The 23211-nt window shown below is 27.9% G+C and carries 16 protein-coding genes and 2 tRNA genes; 3 read left to right on the forward strand and 15 right to left on the reverse strand.

Annotated elements, in window-relative coordinates; genetic code table 4:
- Window positions 1–37: 37 nt before the first annotated feature.
- The 14 genes from T386_RS0100650 to T386_RS0100715 form a co-directional block, all read right to left on the reverse strand.
- On the reverse strand, window positions 38–1222 hold the full coding sequence (locus T386_RS0100650; protein WP_029513251.1) for an MAG0770 family lipoprotein: 1185 nt from the start codon (window positions 1220–1222) through the stop codon (window positions 38–40).
- A gap of 4 nt (window positions 1223–1226) precedes the next feature.
- The gene (locus T386_RS0100655) at window positions 1227–1943 is read right to left on the reverse strand and encodes a pseudouridine synthase (protein WP_029513252.1); all 717 of its coding nucleotides are present in this window, start codon (window positions 1941–1943) and stop codon (window positions 1227–1229) included.
- A 12-nt stretch (window positions 1944–1955) separates the two neighbouring features.
- A complete protein-coding gene (locus T386_RS0100660; RefSeq protein ID WP_029513253.1) occupies window positions 1956–3050 on the reverse strand; it encodes a nicotinate-nucleotide adenylyltransferase in 1095 nt (364 codons plus the stop codon).
- An 8-nt stretch (window positions 3051–3058) separates the two neighbouring features.
- Window positions 3059–4306, reverse strand: a complete 1248-nt coding sequence (locus T386_RS0100665; protein WP_029513254.1) for a Y-family DNA polymerase — start codon at window positions 4304–4306, stop codon at window positions 3059–3061.
- A complete protein-coding gene (locus T386_RS0100670; protein ID WP_235732234.1) occupies window positions 4296–4724 on the reverse strand; it encodes an iron-sulfur cluster assembly scaffold protein in 429 nt (142 codons plus the stop codon). Before T386_RS0100670 ends, T386_RS0100665 begins: the two co-directional genes overlap by 11 nt.
- Window positions 4714–5874 carry an aminotransferase class V-fold PLP-dependent enzyme gene (locus tag T386_RS0100675; RefSeq protein ID WP_029513256.1) on the reverse strand — a complete coding sequence of 387 codons (1161 nt, stop codon included), beginning with the start codon at window positions 5872–5874 and terminating at the stop codon, window positions 4714–4716. Before T386_RS0100675 ends, T386_RS0100670 begins: the two co-directional genes overlap by 11 nt.
- 8 nt (window positions 5875–5882) lie before the next feature.
- The gene (pip, locus tag T386_RS0100680) at window positions 5883–6854 is read right to left on the reverse strand and encodes a prolyl aminopeptidase (protein WP_029513257.1); all 972 of its coding nucleotides are present in this window, start codon (window positions 6852–6854) and stop codon (window positions 5883–5885) included.
- 10 nt (window positions 6855–6864) lie between these two features.
- Complete coding sequence (glyA, locus tag T386_RS0100685) at window positions 6865–8130, reverse strand: serine hydroxymethyltransferase (protein ID WP_029513258.1); 1266 nt, start codon at window positions 8128–8130, stop codon at window positions 6865–6867.
- A 13-nt stretch (window positions 8131–8143) separates the two neighbouring features.
- Entirely contained in the window at window positions 8144–10321 is a 2178-nt protein-coding gene (locus tag T386_RS0100690) for a phenylalanine--tRNA ligase subunit beta (protein WP_029513259.1), read from the reverse strand.
- A 2-nt stretch (window positions 10322–10323) separates the two neighbouring features.
- A complete protein-coding gene (locus T386_RS0100695) occupies window positions 10324–10980 on the reverse strand; it encodes a uracil-DNA glycosylase (RefSeq protein ID WP_029513260.1) in 657 nt (218 codons plus the stop codon).
- Complete coding sequence (pheS, locus tag T386_RS0100700) at window positions 10970–11935, reverse strand: phenylalanine--tRNA ligase subunit alpha (RefSeq protein WP_029513261.1); 966 nt, start codon at window positions 11933–11935, stop codon at window positions 10970–10972. The genes T386_RS0100695 and pheS overlap by 11 nt, the downstream gene beginning before the upstream one ends.
- A complete protein-coding gene (locus tag T386_RS0100705; protein WP_029513262.1) occupies window positions 11928–13151 on the reverse strand; it encodes an AAA family ATPase in 1224 nt (407 codons plus the stop codon). Before T386_RS0100705 ends, pheS begins: the two co-directional genes overlap by 8 nt.
- A gap of 94 nt (window positions 13152–13245) precedes the next feature.
- Window positions 13246–13321 (reverse strand) — tRNA-Arg (locus T386_RS0100710).
- A gap of 75 nt (window positions 13322–13396) precedes the next feature.
- Window positions 13397–13473 (reverse strand) — tRNA-Arg (locus tag T386_RS0100715).
- Between the two features lie 246 nt (window positions 13474–13719).
- On the opposite strand from T386_RS0100715, the gene T386_RS0100720 reads away from it, so the two are divergent.
- The gene (locus tag T386_RS0100720) at window positions 13720–16137 is read left to right on the forward strand and encodes a hypothetical protein (RefSeq protein ID WP_029513263.1); all 2418 of its coding nucleotides are present in this window, start codon (window positions 13720–13722) and stop codon (window positions 16135–16137) included.
- A gap of 56 nt (window positions 16138–16193) precedes the next feature.
- Here the strand turns inward: T386_RS0100720 and T386_RS0100725 are convergent, their stop codons facing one another.
- Window positions 16194–20585 carry a PolC-type DNA polymerase III gene (locus T386_RS0100725; protein WP_029513264.1) on the reverse strand — a complete coding sequence of 1464 codons (4392 nt, stop codon included), beginning with the start codon at window positions 20583–20585 and terminating at the stop codon, window positions 16194–16196.
- 83 nt (window positions 20586–20668) lie between these two features.
- On the opposite strand from T386_RS0100725, the gene T386_RS0100730 reads away from it, so the two are divergent.
- On the forward strand, window positions 20669–22471 hold the full coding sequence (locus tag T386_RS0100730) for an HsdM family class I SAM-dependent methyltransferase (protein ID WP_029513265.1): 1803 nt from the start codon (window positions 20669–20671) through the stop codon (window positions 22469–22471).
- Between the two features lie 10 nt (window positions 22472–22481).
- Window positions 22482–22997 carry a restriction endonuclease subunit S gene (locus tag T386_RS0100735; protein ID WP_029513266.1) on the forward strand — a complete coding sequence of 172 codons (516 nt, stop codon included), beginning with the start codon at window positions 22482–22484 and terminating at the stop codon, window positions 22995–22997.
- Window positions 22998–23211: the final 214 nt, after the last annotated feature.

The raw sequence follows: 23211 nt of genomic DNA on the forward strand, positions 1-23211 counted from the left end.
ATAATTATAAAAATAAATTTATATTTTAATTAAAAAACTAATTTTTATATGTATTAATAATTCTACTTATTTTATTTGCAATATCCAATAAATCTTGCAGTGTGTCTTTGAATAATGATTTAAATTGATTTGGATCAAGATCACTTGGGTGAATCTTCATATTTCAATCAGATATATTATCAACAGCTTCAAAAATAAATTCATCAAATAATTCATGAAAATCAAAGTCTATTATGTTGGCTAAATTTTTCTTCTCAGTAAAACGCAAAATGAGTTTTTTATTCTTGTTTGTTTTTAATATTTCGCTTGTTTTATAGAGTTTTTGGACAAAATTAATTGTTTCTTTAATCTTGTTGTTTGATCAATTTATAGTTTTATTAGATGAGTTTTCCTCGTATTTTGGTACAGCAATTGTATTTCATTCATTTCATAAATTAACAAGGGCATGTGTGTGACCAAAATTATTTTCCGGATTTCCTTTAATTTTTGAATAATCAATGTTTATTTTTTTAGCATCATAATATCTACGCACATATTCAGCACTCATACTTTCAGCATCTTTTTTTAAACTTTCAAAAAATATTCCTTGATAATCTGCTCTTAAATTACTTGATACATTTTTAAAAAAAGGTCAGCCTTCATATGTGTTAAAATGATTTACAAATAATTTAAATGCAGAATTTGTATTTAATTGATAAATTCAATCCTTAATAATACTATCAAGCTCATCATTTAAAATTCGCACATAACTCATATTAAGTCGTGCATTCGCAATATTATTTTTTGGCGCATTAGTTAGCTCATTAAAAACATCAATTTTCTTATTTTTATAATATTCATTTTCAGTTAATTCAACAAAACTCTGTTTGTCTGGATCAGGAAAATATCCTAATTTTAATTCGTATAAAGATTGTCCATCATTATATGAGTCGGTATATATAGATATTTTTTTTATCACTAAATCAAATCATTTTTTGGTGATTTTATTAATTTTTTGATAGTTGTCATAATAATATTTTTGATATTCGTTCTTATCATTAATAGCTTTTAAAAATTTATTTCATAAAGATTTATATTGATTATATTCAAAGGTAAGTTCCTTATTAAACTCTGCCTCAATTATGCTTTTTTGTTTATAAAAACTACTTTGGCAACTAACTAATGCAAAAGGAATAGGGGTTATTGACAAATATAAAAATTTATTGTTTTTTTTACTAAACATAACATTAGACTTTATTTTCTACAAGCAGTTTAAGTTTTTTAACTTCTTTTGTGCTTAACTCTCTATAGGTTCCTTCTGGCATTTTTTCAACTGTTAAATTAGCAAATGAAATTCTTTTAAGACTTATAACTACATGACCTAATGATTCAAAAAGTCTTTTAATATGGTGATATGAACCTACATGTAATGAAATTATATAGCTTTTAGTATCAACTTGGTCAACAACTTGATGGCTTATTTTCCCGTCTAATTCGATTCCTGAATTCATTTGATTAAATTCTTTTAAAGTTAGGGGGGAGTCAATTCTAGCTCTGTAAACTCTCTCAACTTCATATTTTGGATGAGTTAGTTTATTAACTAATGCATAATCAGTAGTTAATAAAAGAGCACCAGTTGTGTCTCTATCTAATCTGCCAACTGGAACAATTCTTTCATCTGTGTTAATTAAATCAACAACTGTTTTTCTGCCTGCTGGATCTTTAACGGTAGAAATTGTATTTTTAGGTTTATTTAACAAAAAGTACTTAAAATTAGTGTTTTTTGTTAAATTCAAAACATTTTCACCTATCTTGATCTCATCATCAATAGTTGCCTTATCACCAAGATGAACAATCTTACTATTAACAAATACCTTACCTTGTTCAATTAATTTTTCTGCTTCTCTGCGTGATGCAAAACCTGATTGTGCTATTAATTTTTGAACTCTAACTAACTCGCTCATAACTACCTATCTTTAATTCATTCATTTATCATAAATTTCTTGTTGTTGCTTTGTAAAAGTTATACCTTTTTCAACATTATAATCATATGTTCTTTTTACAACTTGCTTAAAACCTTCATCAAAGTTGCTAAAAACAAGTTTACGTAATTTTTGCACTCCCTCAAATGCCCTACCATTGCATATTTTGTCCGCTATAAAAAGTATTTTATCAAGCACACTTAAATGAAGTGCTAATGATGTGTGTACATTAATAGCATTATAAATATCATCATTATCATTCATATAAATATATTTGAATCATAAGGCTCCAGCTACTTGATGTAATTTATATCAGGGAAATACTTCAATATCATAAGCATTATCATAAAACTGCGAAATAAACTTTCTAAATTCATTTTCACTAAGTTCCTTACAAACATCGTGAAATAAACCTGCATAATATGCCACTTTTGCATCATAATTAATAACTTTAGCTAATTCAGCAGCAAATTCAGCGGCAGCAACACAATGTTTTGCTCTTTTAGCACTCAATATTGAATGAATGACTTCTTTTGCATATAAAAAATTATTCCCTATATATTTATTAACTTCTGTTGATAAATATTCAAAGTGCCCTTTTCTAACGGCTGTAGAGGATTCTTTAAAAATATTATTATTTATAATTTGAAGACCATATTTTTTAGCATTAATTTTGTTAATATTTTTGTTTCTTTTATATACAACAAATTGGCAGCTTTGAACCATTTCATCGACGTATTCTCATTTGTGGAATTTAGGCAATAAATCAGAACCCATAATAAAAAATAGTTCATCATTAGGAAATTTTTGTTTGAAGTATCGAATAGTTTCAAAGGTATAACTTATACCACCTCTTTTAAGCTCAAACTGCGAAATTTCATAATTAATATTAGACTTTTCCAAAGCTAAATTTAACATGTTAACTCTATCAATATCAGGCGCAACTTTATTTTTTTTCTTAAATGGGCTAATAGCTGTTGGAATGAAATAAATTTTGTCTAATTTAAGTGTTTCATAGGCAAATTTAGCAATTTTTATGTGTCCATTATGTACAGGATTAAATGAACCACCGAACAATCCTATTTTCATAATTCTCCTTATTTTTTTATATGTACATCATCCTCAACAAAGCGACTTTGAATTGATTCTTTAACCTTTTCTCTTGATGCCTGATAAGCTGATTTCAATACATTTTTACCAACTTTTTTGTTTAAGTTATTAATAATATTATCTACTTTATTTTTTTGTTCATTAACTTCATATGTTTCAAAAATTGAAAGCTGTTTATAATAATCAAATTCATTAATTAAATTAGTCAATCTAACACCAACCCCACGAATTGGTTGCTCCTTTCAAAATTTTTCAAATAATTGAATAGCATTTTTATAAATTAGCTCATTGTCATTAGTGGGCTCCACTAATTTCATTTGCTTACTACTTCATATTTTTGAACTACTTCTGATAATTACTGTTAGAGTGCTTGCTATTAAATTTCTATTTCTAGCTCTTAGACTAACTTTATCGGAAATTTGTTTAATAATTTTGTATATCTCTCTTCTTTCATCTAAATCATAACGATCGAACGTTAATTCATTGCCTATACCTTTTAGATTATTGTGTTCATAAGATAATTGATCATTCCCGTTCCCATTAGCTTCATCTATATATGACTTTAATCTTTGTCTAAAAAGCATATATAACTCTGTATCAAATTCACTTGCTCTAGCTAAATGTCCAATAGTTTTAATGCCTATTTTCCTTAACTTAATGGCTGTTTTTTCGCCAATGCCATAATATTTAGCAATATCAAGGGGTCAAATATCAACTTCTATTTCCTCTGGAATATCAATAAACTTTATTCCAAAAGGTTTTTTTAAGCCAGTAGCCATTTTAGCCATTCATTTAGTATGAGAAATACCAATAGATAAGGGTATATCAAATGTTTTTTTAATATCTGCTTGTATTTTTCTTGCAAGTATAACTGGATGAACTTTTGAAACCAATTTAGTTACGTCCATTCAACATTCATCAATAGAACCTATCTCAATATCACGAGTATATTTTTTAGCTAAATGATCAAAAATATGATTCGATAAAGTTATATACAATTCAAAGTCAGGTTCAACAAAAATTGTATTAGGAGCCTTTTTCTCAATGATATATTTTGGTATACCAACTTTGATTCCCATATTTTTTAACTCATAAGAAATACTAGAACAAATAGAGCGGTCTAAACCTTTTGAAACCGCAACAGGAAATTTTTTTAATCTAATATCACGTGAGCGATGAGCACTAACAAAATATGAATCAAAGTCAATATGAAAAATCATTTTATTATTTTTCATTTATTAATTTTTCTTTCAATAGTTTAGATAGCATTTGAACACACTCTAAACGATTCGCATGTTGACTAACATTATCAAAAACTAACATTTCGCCAAGCTCAATCAATTCCTTTTCATCCATATTTTTTTTATATAGCATTTTTTCGTATTTATCTATAAAACAAAGAGATTGTGTTATATTTAAGCCTTTCAAATAATGACACAATAAATCTGTTGAAGCCACAAAATATGCACAGCCTGTTCCTTTAAAATATATATCTTTAATAATGCTATTGTCTATGAGATACTCAACTTCTAAATAATCACCACATGAGTTACTATATGTTTTGAGCTCACTATCAAATTCTTCTTTTTTAAAAGCAGGATTTAGATAGTGACTCATAATAATTTCTCTTTTATCTTCAAAACTATATGACAAGAAAATCGCCTCCATTTTTTAATACTTTTAAAAACTTATCTATGTCTTCTTTATTATTATAAACACCTAATGAAAGTCTCACATAAGAATTATGATCTTTAACTTTTTTAAGATAATGAGCACAAAATATTCCGGCTCTAACATATATATTATGTATGCCTAAATAATGAGCAACATCTTGAGCATTAACATTTTTTACATTAAATAAAATTATGTGATCGTCTCTTTTTGAATAAATTTCAATGTTAGATATTGTAATTAGTTGATCATAAAGATAATGACTTAATTCAAGTAATATTTGCTTGCTTTTGGTATAGCCAATATGTTTATGAAAAAAGTCAATTGCTTTATCAAACATATAAATAGCCGCAAGATTCGCTGTTCCTGGCTCGAATGCTTCAATACTTGTTTTTACTATGCACGAACCATCTTTCTCTATATCAGCAATGCTTCCTCCACCTAATGTAGGGGGATTGATTAAGTTTAATATATCTTTTTTAACTATCAAAGCACCAAAACCAGTTGGGCCGTAAAACTTATTAGCACTAAAAGCTATAATGTCACAATTTTTAAGGCTAACATTATCATAAACAATGGCTTGCGCAGCATCATTAATTAAAATAGCGCCTACTTCTTGTGTTTTTTTATAAACTTTCTCCATATCAATATCAATTTGATAATTGTTAGTAATTTGAGATAAGGCAACTATTTTTGTATTCTTATTGATAAAATTCAATATATCTTCATCAGTTACTATGTTAATTTTTAAACCTTTTTGCTGTGCTAGATTAATTCAGGGGGCAAAATTAGAAGAATGATTATAAGCGTGCAAAATAATCTCATCACTTTTTTTTAATATTTTAGATAGCATAATGGCACATTTATTTAGACTATCAGTAGTGCCAGATGTAAAAATAACTTCATCTTCATTAGCATCAGTTAAAAAAGCGATTTTACTACGCAAATTTTTCATAACTTGATTTGAATGAATCCCTAATGGTGAATCATTTGTTCTTGTACTGACTGAATAATTATTATAGAAATTACTGCATGCTTCAATTGCTTCATTTGGTTTTAAAGCTAATGCAGCATTATCTAAATAAACAATTTTATCCGCCATTGGAAAATATTTTCTTAAATCATTCTTCATAGTATTCCTTATTTTTTATCTAAAAGTTTTTGAGCAACTTTTTTAGTACATTCAATTAACTTTTTAAGAATGCTATCTTCCCATTGAGAGTGTCCAGCATCTTTTATGTAAAATAATTTTGAATCATTTAGTTGATTGTGAAGTACATAAGCACCATAAGGTCAACAAATTAAATCATGAGAACCATGAACTATATATGTCGAAATGTCTTGAATTTTAGAAATGTTATTCATAATATAGTTTTCTTCAAAGAAACAATTATTATAAAAATAATGGTTTTCAATTAGTGCAATTTCCCTAATAGCTTTTATGTCTTTTTCATCAAAAGTAGCATTTTTGATCTTAGAATTAATTGATTCTCATCTTGCTCATTCTATTAATGCTTGCTCTTTTAAAGCAGGATTATCTGAGTGCATAAGACTATGATAATAACTAATAACATCACTACGTTTGTCTTGTGGCACAAGGTTAATATATCTTTCAAAATCTATTGGATTAAAGTAATTAGTTCCTTCTTGATATAATCAAATTAAATCTTGTTTGGTTGCTAAAAACACACCACGTAAAATTAAATGTAAAACTTTATCAGGATGACTAATAGCATAACATAATGAAAGAGTTGAACCTCATGAGCCGCCAAGCAGAACTCATTTGCTCACATGACAATGCTTTCTTAACAATTCCATATCTTCTATCAAATGCCATGTTGTATTGTTTGCAAGTGATAAAGATGGCTTGCTTTCACCACAACCTCTTTGGTCAAATAAAATTATTTTATAGACTTTTGGGTCAAAAAGTCTTCTACTATCTCTGTTAGCGCCACCACCAGGTCCACCATGAACATAAAGAACAGGAATTCCTTCTGGATTACCAGAAACTTCATAGTAAATTTCATGCGGACCATCATTTGTTTTTAAAAAACCTTTTTCATAAGGTTCAAACTTAGGATATAAATATTTTTCAATTGTTTTCTTAGGCATTTTTACTTCCTTAATAATGTTTAACTATTGGGAAATCTTTAACTCATTTTTGGACGGTTTGCTTAATTTCTTTAATTCTTCTTTGTGTCTCTTTTGAAGAATTTTCAAATGCTTCATAATTTTTTAAAATCTCATCAATAAGCGATGCTAATTCAGACCATTTATTAAAATTACGTGAAGTCATGGCTGCAGTTCCTACTCTAATTCCTGATGTAACAGCAGGGCTTAATGGGTCAAAAGGCACTGTATTTTTATTAACGGTAATATCAAATTTGCCTAAAATTTGTTCGGCTTGCAATCCTGTAATTCCATAACTTTTTTGAACGTTAATTGTAAATAAATGATTGTCGGTACCATTAGAAACCACAGTAGCGCCTTTTTTAATAAACGCATTAGCAAATTCACTAGCATTAGATACCACGTTTTTAGCATATGTTTTAAATTCTGGTTTAAGTGCTTCATAAAAAGCAACAGCCTTGCCGGCTATTGTATGAAATAATGGACCACCTTGATAGCCTGGAAAAACACAACGATCAACTTTTTTAGCAATTTCAGGATCGTTCGTCATAATAATAGCCCCACGTGCGCCCCTGAGTGTTTTATGGGTAGTTGATGTAATAATGTCAGCATAGCCAACTGGTGAGGGATGAACACCCCCGATAATTAAACCTGCTATATGGGCAATATCAGCCATCAGTTTAGCTCCACATGCATCAGCAATTTCTTTGAATTTTTTAAAATCAACTATTCTTTGATAAGCAGAATAACCGCAGATAATAACTTGCGGTTTTTCTTCAATGGCTTGTTTTTTTATAGCCTCATAATCAAGGCAGCCATTTTCGTTTACTGAATATGTAATAGCATTATAAAAAATGCCGCTAAAACTAATCTTATATCCGTGAGACAAATGGCCGCCAGAAGATAAGGCTAGCCCCATAATTTTATCGCCTGGTTTAGCAATAGCAGCTAACGCTGCTGCATTAGCAACTGAACCTGAATAAGGCTGAACATTGGCATATTCAACATTAAACAATTTTTTTAATCGTTCAATTGCAAGGTTTTCTACTTGGTCTACATATTCACAACCGCCATAATACCTTTTATTTGGATAACCTTCGCCATATTTGTTAGTCAAAATACTGCCTGTTGCTTTTAAGACATCCTCACTAACATAATTTTCAGAGGCAATTAGCTCAATGTGCGATTGTTGTCTCTTGAGTTCATTGTTAATTGATTCTTGAATTTGTTTATCATTTAAAGTTATTTTTTTATACATATTGTTCTCCTTATTATTTATTGTAAAAATCATTAATTTTTGATATTTCTTCTTTTGTTCCAATAATTTTTAAAGTCACATTTCTGGTTTCACCAGTAGCAAAATCATCAATTTGTTGAATACTAAATGAAGGAGATATTTCGTTAATTTTAGCAACTTGATCACTAATATTGTCAAACTTATTTATTGTAAAAGTTAAGTCAATTGATTTAAGTGATTCATTATCAAAATCTTCAAATATAATAGGTTTTTGAATGTTAATATCATAAAATTCTGCAACTCAAACATTAAGCGAATTAAGAACAGGATGAACTTTTCCAATTCAGCCTATAAAATTGTCTTTATAGTAAATTTTTGCTGATACATTTGGATGTATATTTTCATTGTTTTTATAAGGTATAAATTGCAATTTATCAGTTTTTAAAAAGTTGCAAATATCTTGCTTCATTTCATCAAATGATTTTTCATTTGAAAGCAGTCCATATACAAATTTATTGTCGTTAATCATTCCATATTCAAAAAGCGACAAATTAACCATCTTCCTTTTAATATTATATTCAGCTACTTCCAGCAATGATGTAATAATTGAGTTTCTAATTTCTTCTCTTTCTTTAGAAACGAAAGTCATTAGTTTAACTGTTTTATTGAAATTAAAAGGATTTAACTTATTTTGTTCCGTTGATATCAGTGTAAAAGTTCTAACTTCATTATAGCCCATAGCTTGAATCATATTTTTAGAATCTACATTATGAGCAACTTTATAAGGATTAAGTTTTGGCGCAACAGGAGCAAATTTATCATAACCATAAAATCTAAAATACTCTTCAATAACATCTTCATAGCATTCAATATCACTTCTATATGTAGGACAAACAACTCTATTTTTATCCATAGAGAATCCGAGATTTTTTAGCACTTCTTCAGTTTCATCAAATATTTTTAAATCCTTAAAGTCGCAATTTGAATAAATTGCTAATTTTTTTCTGCTTTGAATAACAGATCTACCTTTTTTAATTTTTGGCAAATTAACAACTTGACTTACAATGTGTCCATCTTCAATAGATTTATATTTTAAAAAAGCAATCCCATTAAACGTAATTTGTGAATTTAACGCCTTTCCACCTTGAATTGACGACGCAGAATCGATTTTAATTTCCTTGGCACCATGACGAACTAATTGCGGATCAAATAAGCCCGCTTCATAAACCACTGTTTTGGTATTGGCATCCACAGCTGCACTTTCACAACCCATAACTGATGCTAATGAAATAACTTTTTTTGAATCTTTTATTACAAGAGTATCTTTGATATTAACTTTTTTGCCACCTAATATTTCGACTTCGCCTGAATATTTAACACACGATAAAGTCCCATTTAATTTATCTTTGTCATATACATGTGTAGGCGAACCAGTTATGAGTAGTGCAATATTTGTAAGGTCAATAGCATATAAACCTTTGGAACTTATATTATGTTTAGCTAAAAATAACACATCATGTAATGATGTAGTTTTATTTTTTAATTTGCACTCAACAAAACTCAATTCATATGCTTCTTTTTTCATCGCTTTTATCTTTGTTCTAAATTTATAACCATCTTTAGGCATAAGATTAGGTCATTTAAATTCTGTGCGATAATAAGCAGCTAATTCCATTACTAAAACATAATATGAATTTGATTCAGGTCTGTTAGCAGGTGTAGTAATATCAATAATATAATCATCAAGACCGAAATATTCAATAGGGTTTGTATCTACTGTAATTGCATCATCTTTAATTAAGATAATACCATCAGGATCATAAGGTAATAAATCCGGATTAAAACCTAATTCTATATACCCTGAAAGCATGCCATTAGAAACAACGCCAGCCATTTTTTTGGCATCAAAAACTATGTCACCTTTTTTAGCTCCCGGAACAAATGCTACTGTTCAATAGCCAATTTGGGCATTTTTTGAAGTTGTTTGTATAGTGAGTTTGCCTTGATTTGTAAGTAGCTCAACAATATTTAATCTGTCACTATTGCTATTTTTTTGAACATTAACAATTTTTCCAAATTTAATGCCTTCAACATCTGAAAACTTGCTAATGCTTTCTACTTCATAACCTAAATTATTTATGTCTTTTTCAACTGAAGCATCAAGCTGTTTTTTAGGTATAAATTTATTTAATTCTCTTAATGAAATTATCATGTTTATTCCTTTCTTAAATCAAAATTAATTTTTTCTTCTAATTTATTATTTACTTTAATAAAAAAATTTGAGTCTTTAAAGCTGTGGTTTGTTTTAGCATATGCTAATGGCGATGGGTGGGTAGTAAAAATTATTCTGTTATTATCTATTTTATTTTTAACCAATGCCAATGCATCGTTGCCCCAAATACCAAAAATCACTTTATTATTCAATTTGATTATGTAATCCAAAAGATTGCTAACAAAAATTTTTCATCCAAAATTGCTGTGGCTTTTAGGCATATTTTCATTTACAGTTAATGAACTATTAAGCAAAAGCACACCTTGTTTAGCCCATGATTTTAAACTATATGTTTCTATTATCGTGTTAGGATAATCTTTTTTGAGCTCTTTCAATATGTTCTGCAAACTTTTTGGACATTGTTTATTTTGAGTGCTAAATGCTAAACCATCTGCTTGATCTTTAAGATAATATGGATCTTGCCCAATAATAATCAATTTAAGATCTTCTGGCTCGCAATATTTTAAACACTCAAAGATATTTTTATCTTCCGGAAAAACATTATGCCTTTGTTTTTCTATTTCAATTTTTTTCATCAGGTTTTGAAAATATTCCTGATTTCTTTCATGCTCTATAAAATCTCAAAATTTATTTTTCATTATTAAATTGATAAAGAACTCTTAAATCATTCTTATATAAATGTCTAATATCTTTAATACCATATTTAATCATTGCTAAACGCTCGAGTCCAATTCCTGCTGCAAAACCATTATATTTTTTATCATCATAACCGGCTTTTTGCATTACATTAGGATGTAGCATTCCAGCACCTAATATTTCTATTCATTTACCTTTATATAAAATATCAACCTCAGCACTAGGCTCAGTAAATGGGAAATAACTAGGTCTTAACCGAACTTCTAACTCTTCTTCAAAGACATATGAAAGTAATGATTTAAGTGTTCAAATTAAATTTGGAAAACTAATTTTTTCACCAACACTTACAAAATCTAATTGTGTGAATTGATGAGAGTGAGTAGCATCATCTTCATCATTTCTATATACTTTTCCAATAGCAAAAATGTTTATTTCTTTGTTTTTATTTTGTTCAAGCTCATAAGCGGTTATACCAGTATTATGAGTTCTCAACAATATATTTGGTGTTATATATAGTGAATCGTGCATAGCTCTTGCTGGATGATTTTTAGGTATATTCAAGCGGTTGAAATTGTACTCATCGCTGACAATTTCACCACCTTTTGATTCAAAATAACCATTTTGGCTAAATCAATCTCTCAATCTTTGCTCTATAATTGAAATAGGATGAATTGAGCCAACTTTTTTAACAGGCTTAGAAACATCGATAAATTCATTTTCAATAATTTTATTAATTTTTTCTCTTTCTAACCTTGTTTCAACTTCTTGGAATTTAGCTTCATAAAAGTTTTTAATTTCGGTCATTTTTTGACCTATTAGCTTTTTCTCATCTGGTGATGCGGTTCTGATTTTTATCTTTAACTGTTCCATTTCGCTATCAGCTGAAAAAACTTTACTTTTTGCTAATTTGAATTCTTCAAATGTTTTAATTTTATCTCAGTCAATATTGTTATTCATTAGATTTATTTCCTTTCAAAAACTCAATAAATTTATAATATTCTCCAATTTTTTTTGAATCATTTTTATCAATTTCAAAAAACTTTTTGCCTATTGCTTGTTTTGGCAAATACTCTTGTTTTACTCAATGATTTGGAAAATCATGTGGATATTTATATCCTATGCCATCGCCTAATTTAGATGCTGGTGCATAATGACTATCTCGCAAAAATTTTGGCACTTCATAAATGTTCCCAGCATCAATATAAGATTCAACATTACTTATTGCTTTATAAATTGAATTGCTTTTAGGTGCCAAAGCAACAGAAGATATAGCATAATATAATGGTAATTTAGCTTCTGGAAAACCTAATATTTCAACTGCTTGTAAGGCATTTTGAACTCTTACAGCTAACATTGGATCAGCAAAGCCAACATCTTCATAAGAGCAAGCAATTAGTCTTCTAAACAAGCCTTGATAATCACCAGATTTAACAATAATAGAGCCATAATACAAAGCAGCATCAATATCGGAACCACGCAATGATTTATGGAATGCTGATAAATTATTATAATGAGCACTTGAATTCTCATCACTATAAAATGAAACATTAGGTACAACTTTTTTAATATCATCAACTGTTATTGTTTTATTCTTAGTCATAAGAACTAACATTTGTAAATTATTTAGACATACTCTATAATCACCATTAGATAATTTAACAAAAGTTTTTAGCACACTATCGCTCATGTTGTATTCTCGGAAATGTTTGTTTAAATTATATTTAATTCCATCATACATTTCTTGCTCACTTAACTTAGTAAATTGCAGTATTTGCATCCTACTTCTTAAAGCAGGGTTGACTCTGAAATAAGGATTTTCTGTAGTAGTGGCATAAACTATAATTTTGTTAAATTCCAGATAAGATAACAAAATATCTTGCTTATCTCTGTTTAACCTATGAATTTCATCAATTATTAATATTTCACTTTCGTCAAGTAATTTAACTAATTCAGCCTTGCTATTTATAGAAGCATTAAAATAACTATATTTTAAACCTATGTCATTAGCTAATGCTATTGACGCAGATGTTTTACCAGTACCCGATTCACCAAAAAAAATGAAACTAGTTTTTATCTTGCCACTAGCTACTTTTTTTAGTAAATCAACAACAGGTTTTTGACCTATAATGTCGCTTAATGTTTGCGGTCTTAATTCATTAGCTAAATTCTTCATATTGATATTAATTTTAACCATTTTTATTTAGGTTTTTAATAAATTTGAAAAATTCCTAAAAATTTTGATTTTTGCTGAAAATTAAATAAAAAAATGGCGTTCGCAACGGGAATCGAACCCACCACCCCAAGCTTAGGAGGCTTGTGCTCTACCTTATGAGCTATGCGAACATTGGTATATTTATTTTATAATAATTTATATTTTTTTAAAAAATTATGATGCTGGCGAAATTAAAAATAAAAAAATGGCGATCACGAGAGGATTCGAACCTCTGACAACAAGCTTAGAAGGCTTGTGCTCTATCCTGCTGAGCTACGCGACCACATTTGTAAAAATATTATAATACATTTTAAATTTTTAATAAAAGAATTGTAGCACACATACAAAATTTATTTACTAAACATTATTTCATATTTATTTCACATTTGTATATGTTTACTCATAAACATATCTTAAAAATTCATATTATTTGCTTCGTATATCTATATAGCGAGGCAATTATTTTATATAATTACTTCACTTACAGAATTCATAGTTAATATGTTATTAAATAATTGGAGACACACAAATGAAAAAAAGTAGAAAAGTTTTAACTTTTATATCATCTTCAGCAATTGTAGCACTGCCTTTTTCTTTTATTAGTGCTAGCTGTAATAGCAAATCTAAAATATTCGATAATTTTAAAATAGAAATGAAAAATCCACATTTGATAACTCAAACAGAAATTATTAAAGCAGGTATTGATAATTTTGTAAATTTCGTGGATACAAAATATAAAAACGGATACTCAGTTCAATTTTTAGATTTTGCCGATAATTCCAATAAAACAGCAAAAGAAAGAAAAACTATAAACGTAAAAATTAATATTCTCAAAGACGGAAAAGTTGTCTTAAAAAATGTAACTTGGTTTGAAAAGAATCTAAAAGATTACAAAGAAAACTGAAGTATTGATGAGCTAAAAGATCTCTATAACACTATAAAAAATCCAAGCGATTTAGTTTCCTTTAATAATAAAAAAATGGTAGCAACAGAAGCCGATCTTATTGTAAAGGATGCTTTTAGTAATAAAGATCCACATATACAAGTAAGTGCTGTTATTCAAGAAAGAAATGATTCCACTGGAAAAATCACCTATAAAATTGCACTGGCTAATAAAGAAAAACCAAAAACACCTAAGTTTACTTCCACTGAAATTTTTGAAATTAACAAGTTTTATTCAATAGAGGATGTTAAATCAAATATAAATACAGATAGCTTAATTCTAAATAACGCTAATATGTTTTTACCCTCAAAATATCAAGTCAAAATTAATCCCGATTCAAATATTGTTAAACAATATCCAAATCTTAAATTTGAAGTTGTGTCTTTAAATGATAACGATAGAAGCGGTAAGAAAAATATCGAGGTCAAAATAAAAAGTGCTGAAACAGATAAATTATTAGGTTCTAAATCTTTTGAATTAAAAAAATTTATGTCATTGAACCGCTTAGATTCATTAGTTGATAACATAACATTAGAAGATTTAAATATTACTTCAAATGATCAATTATTACCTTCAAGTTATAATGAGAAAATTGCTTTAAAAACTGAAAGCAATATACCTCAAGAAAATCCTAATGTTGAAGTTGTTGTTGATAATAGAACAAATAACGATAATGATGGCTCAATGGAATTAAAAATCAAACTAAGAGATGTAAAAAATGATGTCATAACCGATTCGTATTCATTATTAAGAATTGATGGCTTCTATACAAGAGTCAAATTAGAAAATCTCGTTAAGAAAATAACGTTGGATGATATTAATATTGCACCAAACAATCAAATATTTGCTTCTAACTATAATGAAAAAATTACACTAAAAACTGATAGCAAAATTTTACAAGAAAATCCAAATATTGAGCTTGTTGTAGATAACAGAGCTAATAACGATAATGACGGACTTTTAGAGTTAAAAATTAAGTTAAAAGACACTAAAAATGCTACTATAACTAACTCACATACATTATTAAATGTTAACGGTTTTTATCCAAAATCTCAATTTGAAAATCTGGCTAAAAAGATGACATTGGATGATTTAAATATTAGTGCTAATGATCAATTATTGCCATCCAACTATAACGAAAAAATAACATTAAAAACTGATAGTAAGATTCTTACCGAAAACTCTAATATTGAGGTTGTTGTTGAAAATAGAGTCAATGATGATAATAACGGATTAATGGATTTGAAGATCAGATTAAAAGATATTAAAAATGATGCAATTACTGAGACAGTCGCTTCATTAGTCTTTAATGATTTGTGAAGTATTAATAAATTTAATGAGTTAGTAAAAAACCTCAATCACGATAGTTTTGAATTAATAGGGTGAAAAAAATATGAAAAATACCCTGAAAATTATAAAAATGGCGATTTATTACTAAAAAACGAAATTAAAGAACAATATAAAATTAAAAACATTTTGTTGTCTTCAAACCTCGTTAAAAAAGATATAACTGAAAATAATTTATCAAAAATTGAATTTAAAATAAAGGATGCTATTAATAATTTAAAACACACTAAAATAGTTGATATTCCTTATTTCTTTTCAGAGGCTGAATTTAATTATTTAATTAAAAAAATAACAAAAAATAACCTTGAAGTTGAAAAAGATGTAAATAAATTATCAAAAGCATATGCCAACAAATCTTATACAGATTTTGTTAAATTGAAACATAATGATGCAGATCCATTTGCAAAGAAAAATATAATAAATACATACACTAATATATTATTAAAATCGTTAGTTGTAAATTTTCAGGGTGGTGCAATCCCTGGCGTTAATGGTTTTGCTTTTATAAGATGTGAATTGCATGTTAGCTTTTTATCAAATCCAACTAATTATCTTTCGCCAATAAATCTAATAGTTTCATATAACCTCAAACAAATCAATAAGTGATTTAACGCCTGGCGTTTGGATGAAGACAGCATAACCATATCCTTCGCATAAAACAAAAATCAAGCATAGGCTTGATTTTATTATTTTGCTGTTTTATAGGCGAATAATTAAAATAATTTAAATTGGTCTGTGTCGCTTAGGCTATCTAAAATACCCATCCTATTCATGTTATCAAATATTGTTTTAGACACACCAGTTCTTGCTTTAAAGTCTTCTTTTGATAAAAATGCTTTTTCTTTTCTAGCTACAACTATATCGTTAGCTTTAACTTCACCTAAACTTTCAATCGAGGCAAATGGTGGAATTAAACATTGTCTTTCTTTGTCTATAATTCACTTATCTGCTTGTGACCTATTAATATCTACGTTTGCTATATAAAAGCCCCTTGCATATAATTCTTCGGCTACTTCAAAAACACCAATTAAGTCATTTTCTTTATTTGTTCTTTCAGGCATTTTTTTAAGTTCAAAAAGTCTTTTTGATACTTTTATACCATTGCGTCTATCAATCATATTTTCAATATCATCAGCTTTTGAGTGAGCTGTAAAATAACTAGCATAAAATGCTAATGGTTCATAAAGTTTAAATCATGCTATCCAAAGTGCCATAGTTACATATGCAGTAGCGTGTGCCTTAGGAAAAAGATACTCAATTTTTTGCATGCTTTTAATTAATCATTTTGGTACTTTGTGTTCTTCAAGTAAAGCAACTTCATCATTTGTTAATCCTTTACCTTTACGAACTTTTTCCATTAACAAGAAAGATTTTAATGGCTCAACACCTTTTTTCATAAGCATAGGCATAATGTCGTCCCTACAACAAATAACTTCATTCAATGTATGACCTTTTTCAAGCACTAATTCATCCGCATTATTAATTCACACATTTGTTCCGTGACTCAAACCTGATATAGAAATTAAATTAGCTACTGATTTTGGTTTTATATCATTTAACATTTGTCTAACAAATGTTGTACCAAATTCAGGTAAGCCTAATGCTCCTGTTTTCTCATTAGAAATTTGTTCTGGCTTAATTTTCATTGGATCAACAGAACTAAATAACTTAATAACATTTTTATCATTTTTAGGTACATCTTGAATATTGATGCCTGTATATTCTTCAAGTAATTTTATAGATGTAGGGTTATCATGACCTAGAATATCAAATTTTAGTACATTATCATGAATAGCTTTGTAATCAAAGTGTGTTGTCAATCATGTTGAATTTTGATCATTCGCCGGAAAATTAACTGGCGTAAAATCAAATATGTCAAATTGTTTAGGAATAATAATAATTCCACCAGGGTGTTGACCCGTTGTTCTCTTAACATCTTTAATTCTGTTAGCTAAAAATTCTACAAAGATTTGAGGAATATTTTGACGTGTTTGATCAGCATATGATTTAACATAACCAAAGGCTGTTTTTTCAGCAACTTTTGATATAGTTCCCGCTCTGTATGTATGGCTAGCACCAAAAAGTCTTCTGATTTCTTCATGCACAACGCTTTGGAATTCACCAGTAAAGTTAAGGTCAATATCTGGTACTTTATCAGCGTTAAAACCTAAGAATGTTTCAAATGGTATAGATTGCCCATCACCTTTCATAAGAGTTCCACATTTAGGACAGGGCTTATCAGGTAAATCAAAACCACTGGTTATTCCTTCAACTTCAGCAAGCTCAAAATGTTTACAATTAGAACAATTATAATGCGGAACTAATGGATTAACTTCAGATATACCAATTAATGAAGCAACAAATGAAGAGCCAATCGAGCCACGACTTCCAACTATAAAACCTTGATCAAAAGACAACTTCACCAGCTTATAACTTATTCAATAAATGACGTCAAAACCATATTTAATAATAGGCTTCAATTCAGCATCAATTCTTTTTTGGATTATTTCAGGTAATTTTTCACCATATTTTTTATGAGCGTTTTCATAAACTAAATCATGAAGCTTTTGATTGGAATTATCAAAGTCTGGTGTATATAAATCTTTTTTAATAACTTCTAAATTTTGAGCCATATTTGCTATCAATTGGCTATTATCAATAACGACTTCATTAATTAGTTTTTGATCCTTTAAAAAGCTAAATTGTTCTATCATTTCATCTGTGGTTAAAAATCTTTGTGTTGGAATATGCAATTTTCCTTCTTCGGCTTTTTTATAGTCAAATAAATAGTGTCTGGCGTTCTTTATACCCTTAGCATAAACAAGTGATTCATAAATATATTTATCTCATGGATCAAGGTATTTTACGTCAGCTGTTGCCACACAAATTTTGCCCATTTTTTTGGCTTCTGTGATTATTTCAATTAATGCATTATAAAGTTCATCTTGACTAATAAAACCATCTGCAACTCAGTGTTCAAAACATTGAGGGGCTGGAATTTCAATAAAATCATAATAAGCTAATTCTTTAAGAAAATCTTCATGACAAGAATAAAAATATTTTTCGATTAATAAACTCTTAAGGGTTCCAGAACCAATAATAATATCTTTTTTATTATGTAATGCTAAATCTTCTTTATAAGTTATTGGACTATTTATAAAATTTTTAGTTAAGCAATCTGTAATTAAAGAAAATTGTTTTTTGAGACCTTCTTGTGTTAGAGCAATTGTTGAAACTTCATAACCAAACGATTTAGCATATAAATCCTTTGAAGTATATTCAGAAAGTTCTTTAAAAGTGAAAACTTCGCCTTTATTTAGCTGGGCAATTATATTAGTTCACACCTCAGCTAAAACCTTAGCATCATAATCACCACGGTGTGCTACATTAGGATCATATATAACACCTAGTCTGGAAGCAACATCTTCAAGTCTATGTCTTTTGTTGTTTGGAAAAGCAATTCTAGAAGCTATCAGTGTATCAATAACAGTCACCTTAGGAAAAGGCATATTATGAATTCTAAATTGTTCCTTTAAAAAGTTATAGTCAAATTTTGCATTGTGAGCTAATGCAATTTTATTATTTAAGCAGTCATAAATTTTTTGCAAAGCATTTTTAATTTCTAAGCCTTCTTTATTAAGCATATCATTAGTTATGCCTGTCAAGTCTGTTGTAAAATTGCCTATTGGTAATTTAGGTTTAATAAAAAATTGAACAACATTTCCTAGTTTTAATTCATTGTTAATTTCGACTGCACCAAATTCGATAATTTCATGAAATTTAGGGCTTAGCCCTGTGGTTTCAATATCAAAAGATACATATGAATAGTCTTTAAATGTTCCAGTTGGAATATCACCATAAATTGCTTTATTATGCTTACTTATAGTTGTAAAAGCTGTTCCATAAATGGCTTTTATACCAGCTTTTTTAGCTGAATTAAACAATTTAGGATATCCCTGGGCACCGTCAGTATCCATAATACCAACCGCCGACATTTTTCACTCTTTTGCTCTTGCTACAAAATCATCAGCATTAAAAAGACCGTCCATAGTATTCATTTTGGTCGATATATGAAATTCAACTCTTTTTTTATCAATATCAGCGTTATCTTTTGAAATTTTAAGTGGTGATTTTGTTATTTCAACAGAATCCACATAAACAAAAAAGTTATTATTTCTAATTCTTTCTGCCACTGGAATGCTTCCTCTAACTTTTACCCAATTTTGTTTATCGGGATCTATTAAATCTTTTTGTTCGTTAGTTAGTCAGTCCGTATCTAAAAACCACGAGCATGAAATTGCACTTTTAAAATCGCCAACCTTAAAATTAATCATCATCCTTTTATCTTTTAAAGAGTTTGTTTTAGATGAAAAAAGCAGTCCTAAAAATTCAATATTAGTTTTTTCAGGTAGATTAGCTATATCAGAAATAGAACAAGAAATATATGATTTATTTTCCGCTTTTCTTTTTCTCTTTATAAGCGGTTCATTATAATAAGATACCTCAGCAGTGGTTTTTTGGTTAATTTCAAGCATTTTTTTAGCTAATGAAACTTGTGCTTCACGTACTTCTTTTTTGCGTTCTTTATTAACTTCTTGTTCATTAACATCTATTTTTTTTCTATCAAAAACGAATTTGAAACCTACTAATCCATAATTATTAAGTCTTTTTTCTATTTCAGCAAATTTGTCGGCGTATTGATCTTCAAAACTTCTAGAAGATATTTTTAAAACAGCATTATGATTTTCATCAATATTTATTGTTTTATCTAAATTAACACTTTTAAGTGCCCCTAACCTTACACTTTTTTTACTAATAATTGTTTGAATAAAATCAATAAGCTCTTTTTTACTTAGTTGATCAATAGGCATACTGAAAGACACATTTCAATTTTGCGAGTTTTTTTTAAAAAACTTCTTTAAATTAGCAATAGTTTCATAGGAAACAATTTTAGGAAAAATGATTTGAAACTGAATTTTGTCATTAGAACCATCATCATATACATCATTTAATATATTTAATTCAGCATCCTTAATATCAGGTATTATTTCTAATTCTTGTGACTCACAAAATGCAATAAATCTCTTATTTCCCAAATTATTCATAATTTTAATTATAATGTTTAGAAAACAAATAATAATATAAATGATAAAAAATATACAGTTAATGATTTATTGTGGGGGATAGAATGAACAAAATAGATAGCAGAGAAAAAATTATTAAAATAATTGGCGAGGAATATTTAACATCGAATATTGAAAATGGTGAATTTTCATACAAAAAATTAAAAATAGATATTAATAATGTGGTTGAAAAAATTAAAGAAAAATTTGGAAAATACAACTCACATTGATTTGTTGATATAAGATTTGTCGATGAAAATAGTAACGTTACTGTTCTGTTTGAAACAAAGAAAAACCATTTAGGTATGACAAATGATGATGCTGAGCAAATATATAATTACTATTTGTTAGAAAAAGAATTCTCTGATAATGATGTAATAAGTATTTTTTATAATTTTAGAGACCAAACCATCAAAATATGAAAAAATGAAGAACTATTAGATAATGAAAAACAGCTAAATAATATGCAATATTACATAGATTTATTTAGAGAAAAAAGAAAAAATGATAAGAATAAAGTGTTGGACACTACTAATAAATTAAATGAAAAATTGCATAAAAATAATATCGATGAAAATCAACGATCTCAATTTGTTGGTTGTTTGTTAGTGGCGCTAAATAATGGTTTAAATATTAATAATGACTGAACATCAACCGCTGAAATTCTAGATAAAATAAAATTTATACTAAAGGATAAAATCAACAAAAATTCTGATGACCTTCAACAAGAAACAAAAATAAATCTATTAATTAATATATTAGAAAATCAAAATATAAGAGATCTACATTTAGGCGAATTTAAACAATTACTGCTTACTATTTATAAAGATTTAATCCCTTATATTAATGACAAAACAGCACAAGGTGAAGATTTATTAAATTTGTTTTTTACTACATTCAATAAATACGTTGGAAAAAAAGATAAAAATCAAGCATTTACCCCAACACATATAACTGACTTCATGTGTTCAATTGTTGGATTAAATACTAACTCAAAAGTTTTAGACCCAACATGTGGATCAGGTTCTTTTTTGGTTCAAGCAATGTCAAAAATGATTAAAAATGCTGAAAATAATATGCAAAAAATTAATGATATAAAGCAAAAACAATTGTTTGGGATTGAAAAAGAAGAATTAGCTTTCGGATTAGCAACTACCAATATGCTAATACATAAAGATGGTAGATCTAATATAATTCTTGGCGATTGTTTTGAATTATCTGATTGAATTAAGAAACAAAATATAAATGTTGTGTTAATGAACCCACCATTCAATGCTAAGAAAATGCCAAAGAAATGCCCTCAAAAACAAAAAAGTGGAATGGATGCTACAAAAGGTTTTTATTTTGTTAAACATATCGCAGATACTGTAAATAATGGACTTTTAGCAACTATCCTTCCGTTATCATGCGCTATTGGAAATGATTCTGTAATTAAAAATATTAAAAGTGATATTTTAAAAAATCATCACTTAAAAGCTGTTTTTTCTTTGCCTAATGATGTCTTTCATCCTGGCGCTGCTGTTAGTACTTGCATAATGTTGTTTCAACTAAACACACCACATATGGAAGCTGATGAAGGAACATTCTTTGGTTATTATAAAAACGATGGTTTTATTAAGAAAAAAAATATGGGTCGTGTTGAAAAAGTTGATTGACAAAAAACTAGAGCTCAATGAATTAATACATTTAGAAATAGAGAACAAATTCCGGGTTTTTCTATAATTAAAAGAGTTGACGAAAATGATGAGTGATTACCAGAAGCGTATATGGAAACAGATTATTCACAAATAAGTGAAGAAAATTTTGTAAAAACAATTAGAGAATTCTTATCTTATAAGGTAAAAAAGCCAATATCAATTAAAAATTAAGCGAGGGAAAATGAGTAATTATATTGATACTTCAAAATGAACTTACTTCAAATTAAGCGATATATTTATATTTGAAAAAGGTAAGTGCAGTAATTCAACAGAGCTAAATGATGAAATTCAAGAAGTTCCATACGTTGGAGCTAAAAAAACAAGCAACGGAGTTATGAAGTGAGTTGAAAGAGACGATGCATTGATTTCAAAAGGCAATTGCGTTATTTTCATATGCCAAGGTGAAGGTAGTAACGGTTATAACTTATATTTTGATATTGATTCTATACAAACCACATCTAATATGATAGGTTATAATGAACATTTAAATGAATTTAATGCTTTATTTTTAATTACTATTTTAGATTTAGAACGACCAAAATGATATTTTGGTAGAGGAAGAGCACCAAAATTAAAAGATACTGTAATTAAATTGCCTTCTAAAAATAATGAACCTGATTGAAAATATATGGAAGAATATATTAAATGTCTTAAAACGAAAGAAAAAGAAAGAATTCTAAGCTTTCTAAATTATTAAATGGTAAAAAGATATTCTAAACACATAAAATAATTAGTATTTTAAAAAAAGAAAAATTCAAAAATTTTCAAAGAAACCTTAATCTCCTAAGTTTCCATGTTACAAATAACAAAAAAACGAATAAGCCTATAAAAAAGGTATATTCGTTTTTTAATATGATTAATTTACTATCCTAAATAATTTTAATAAATTATTACTTATTCTTTAATTTCTC

This window comes from Mycoplasmopsis primatum ATCC 25948 (assembly GCF_000702785.1).
Classification (GTDB): domain Bacteria; phylum Bacillota_I; class Bacilli_A; order Mycoplasmatales; family Metamycoplasmataceae; genus Mycoplasmopsis; species Mycoplasmopsis primatum.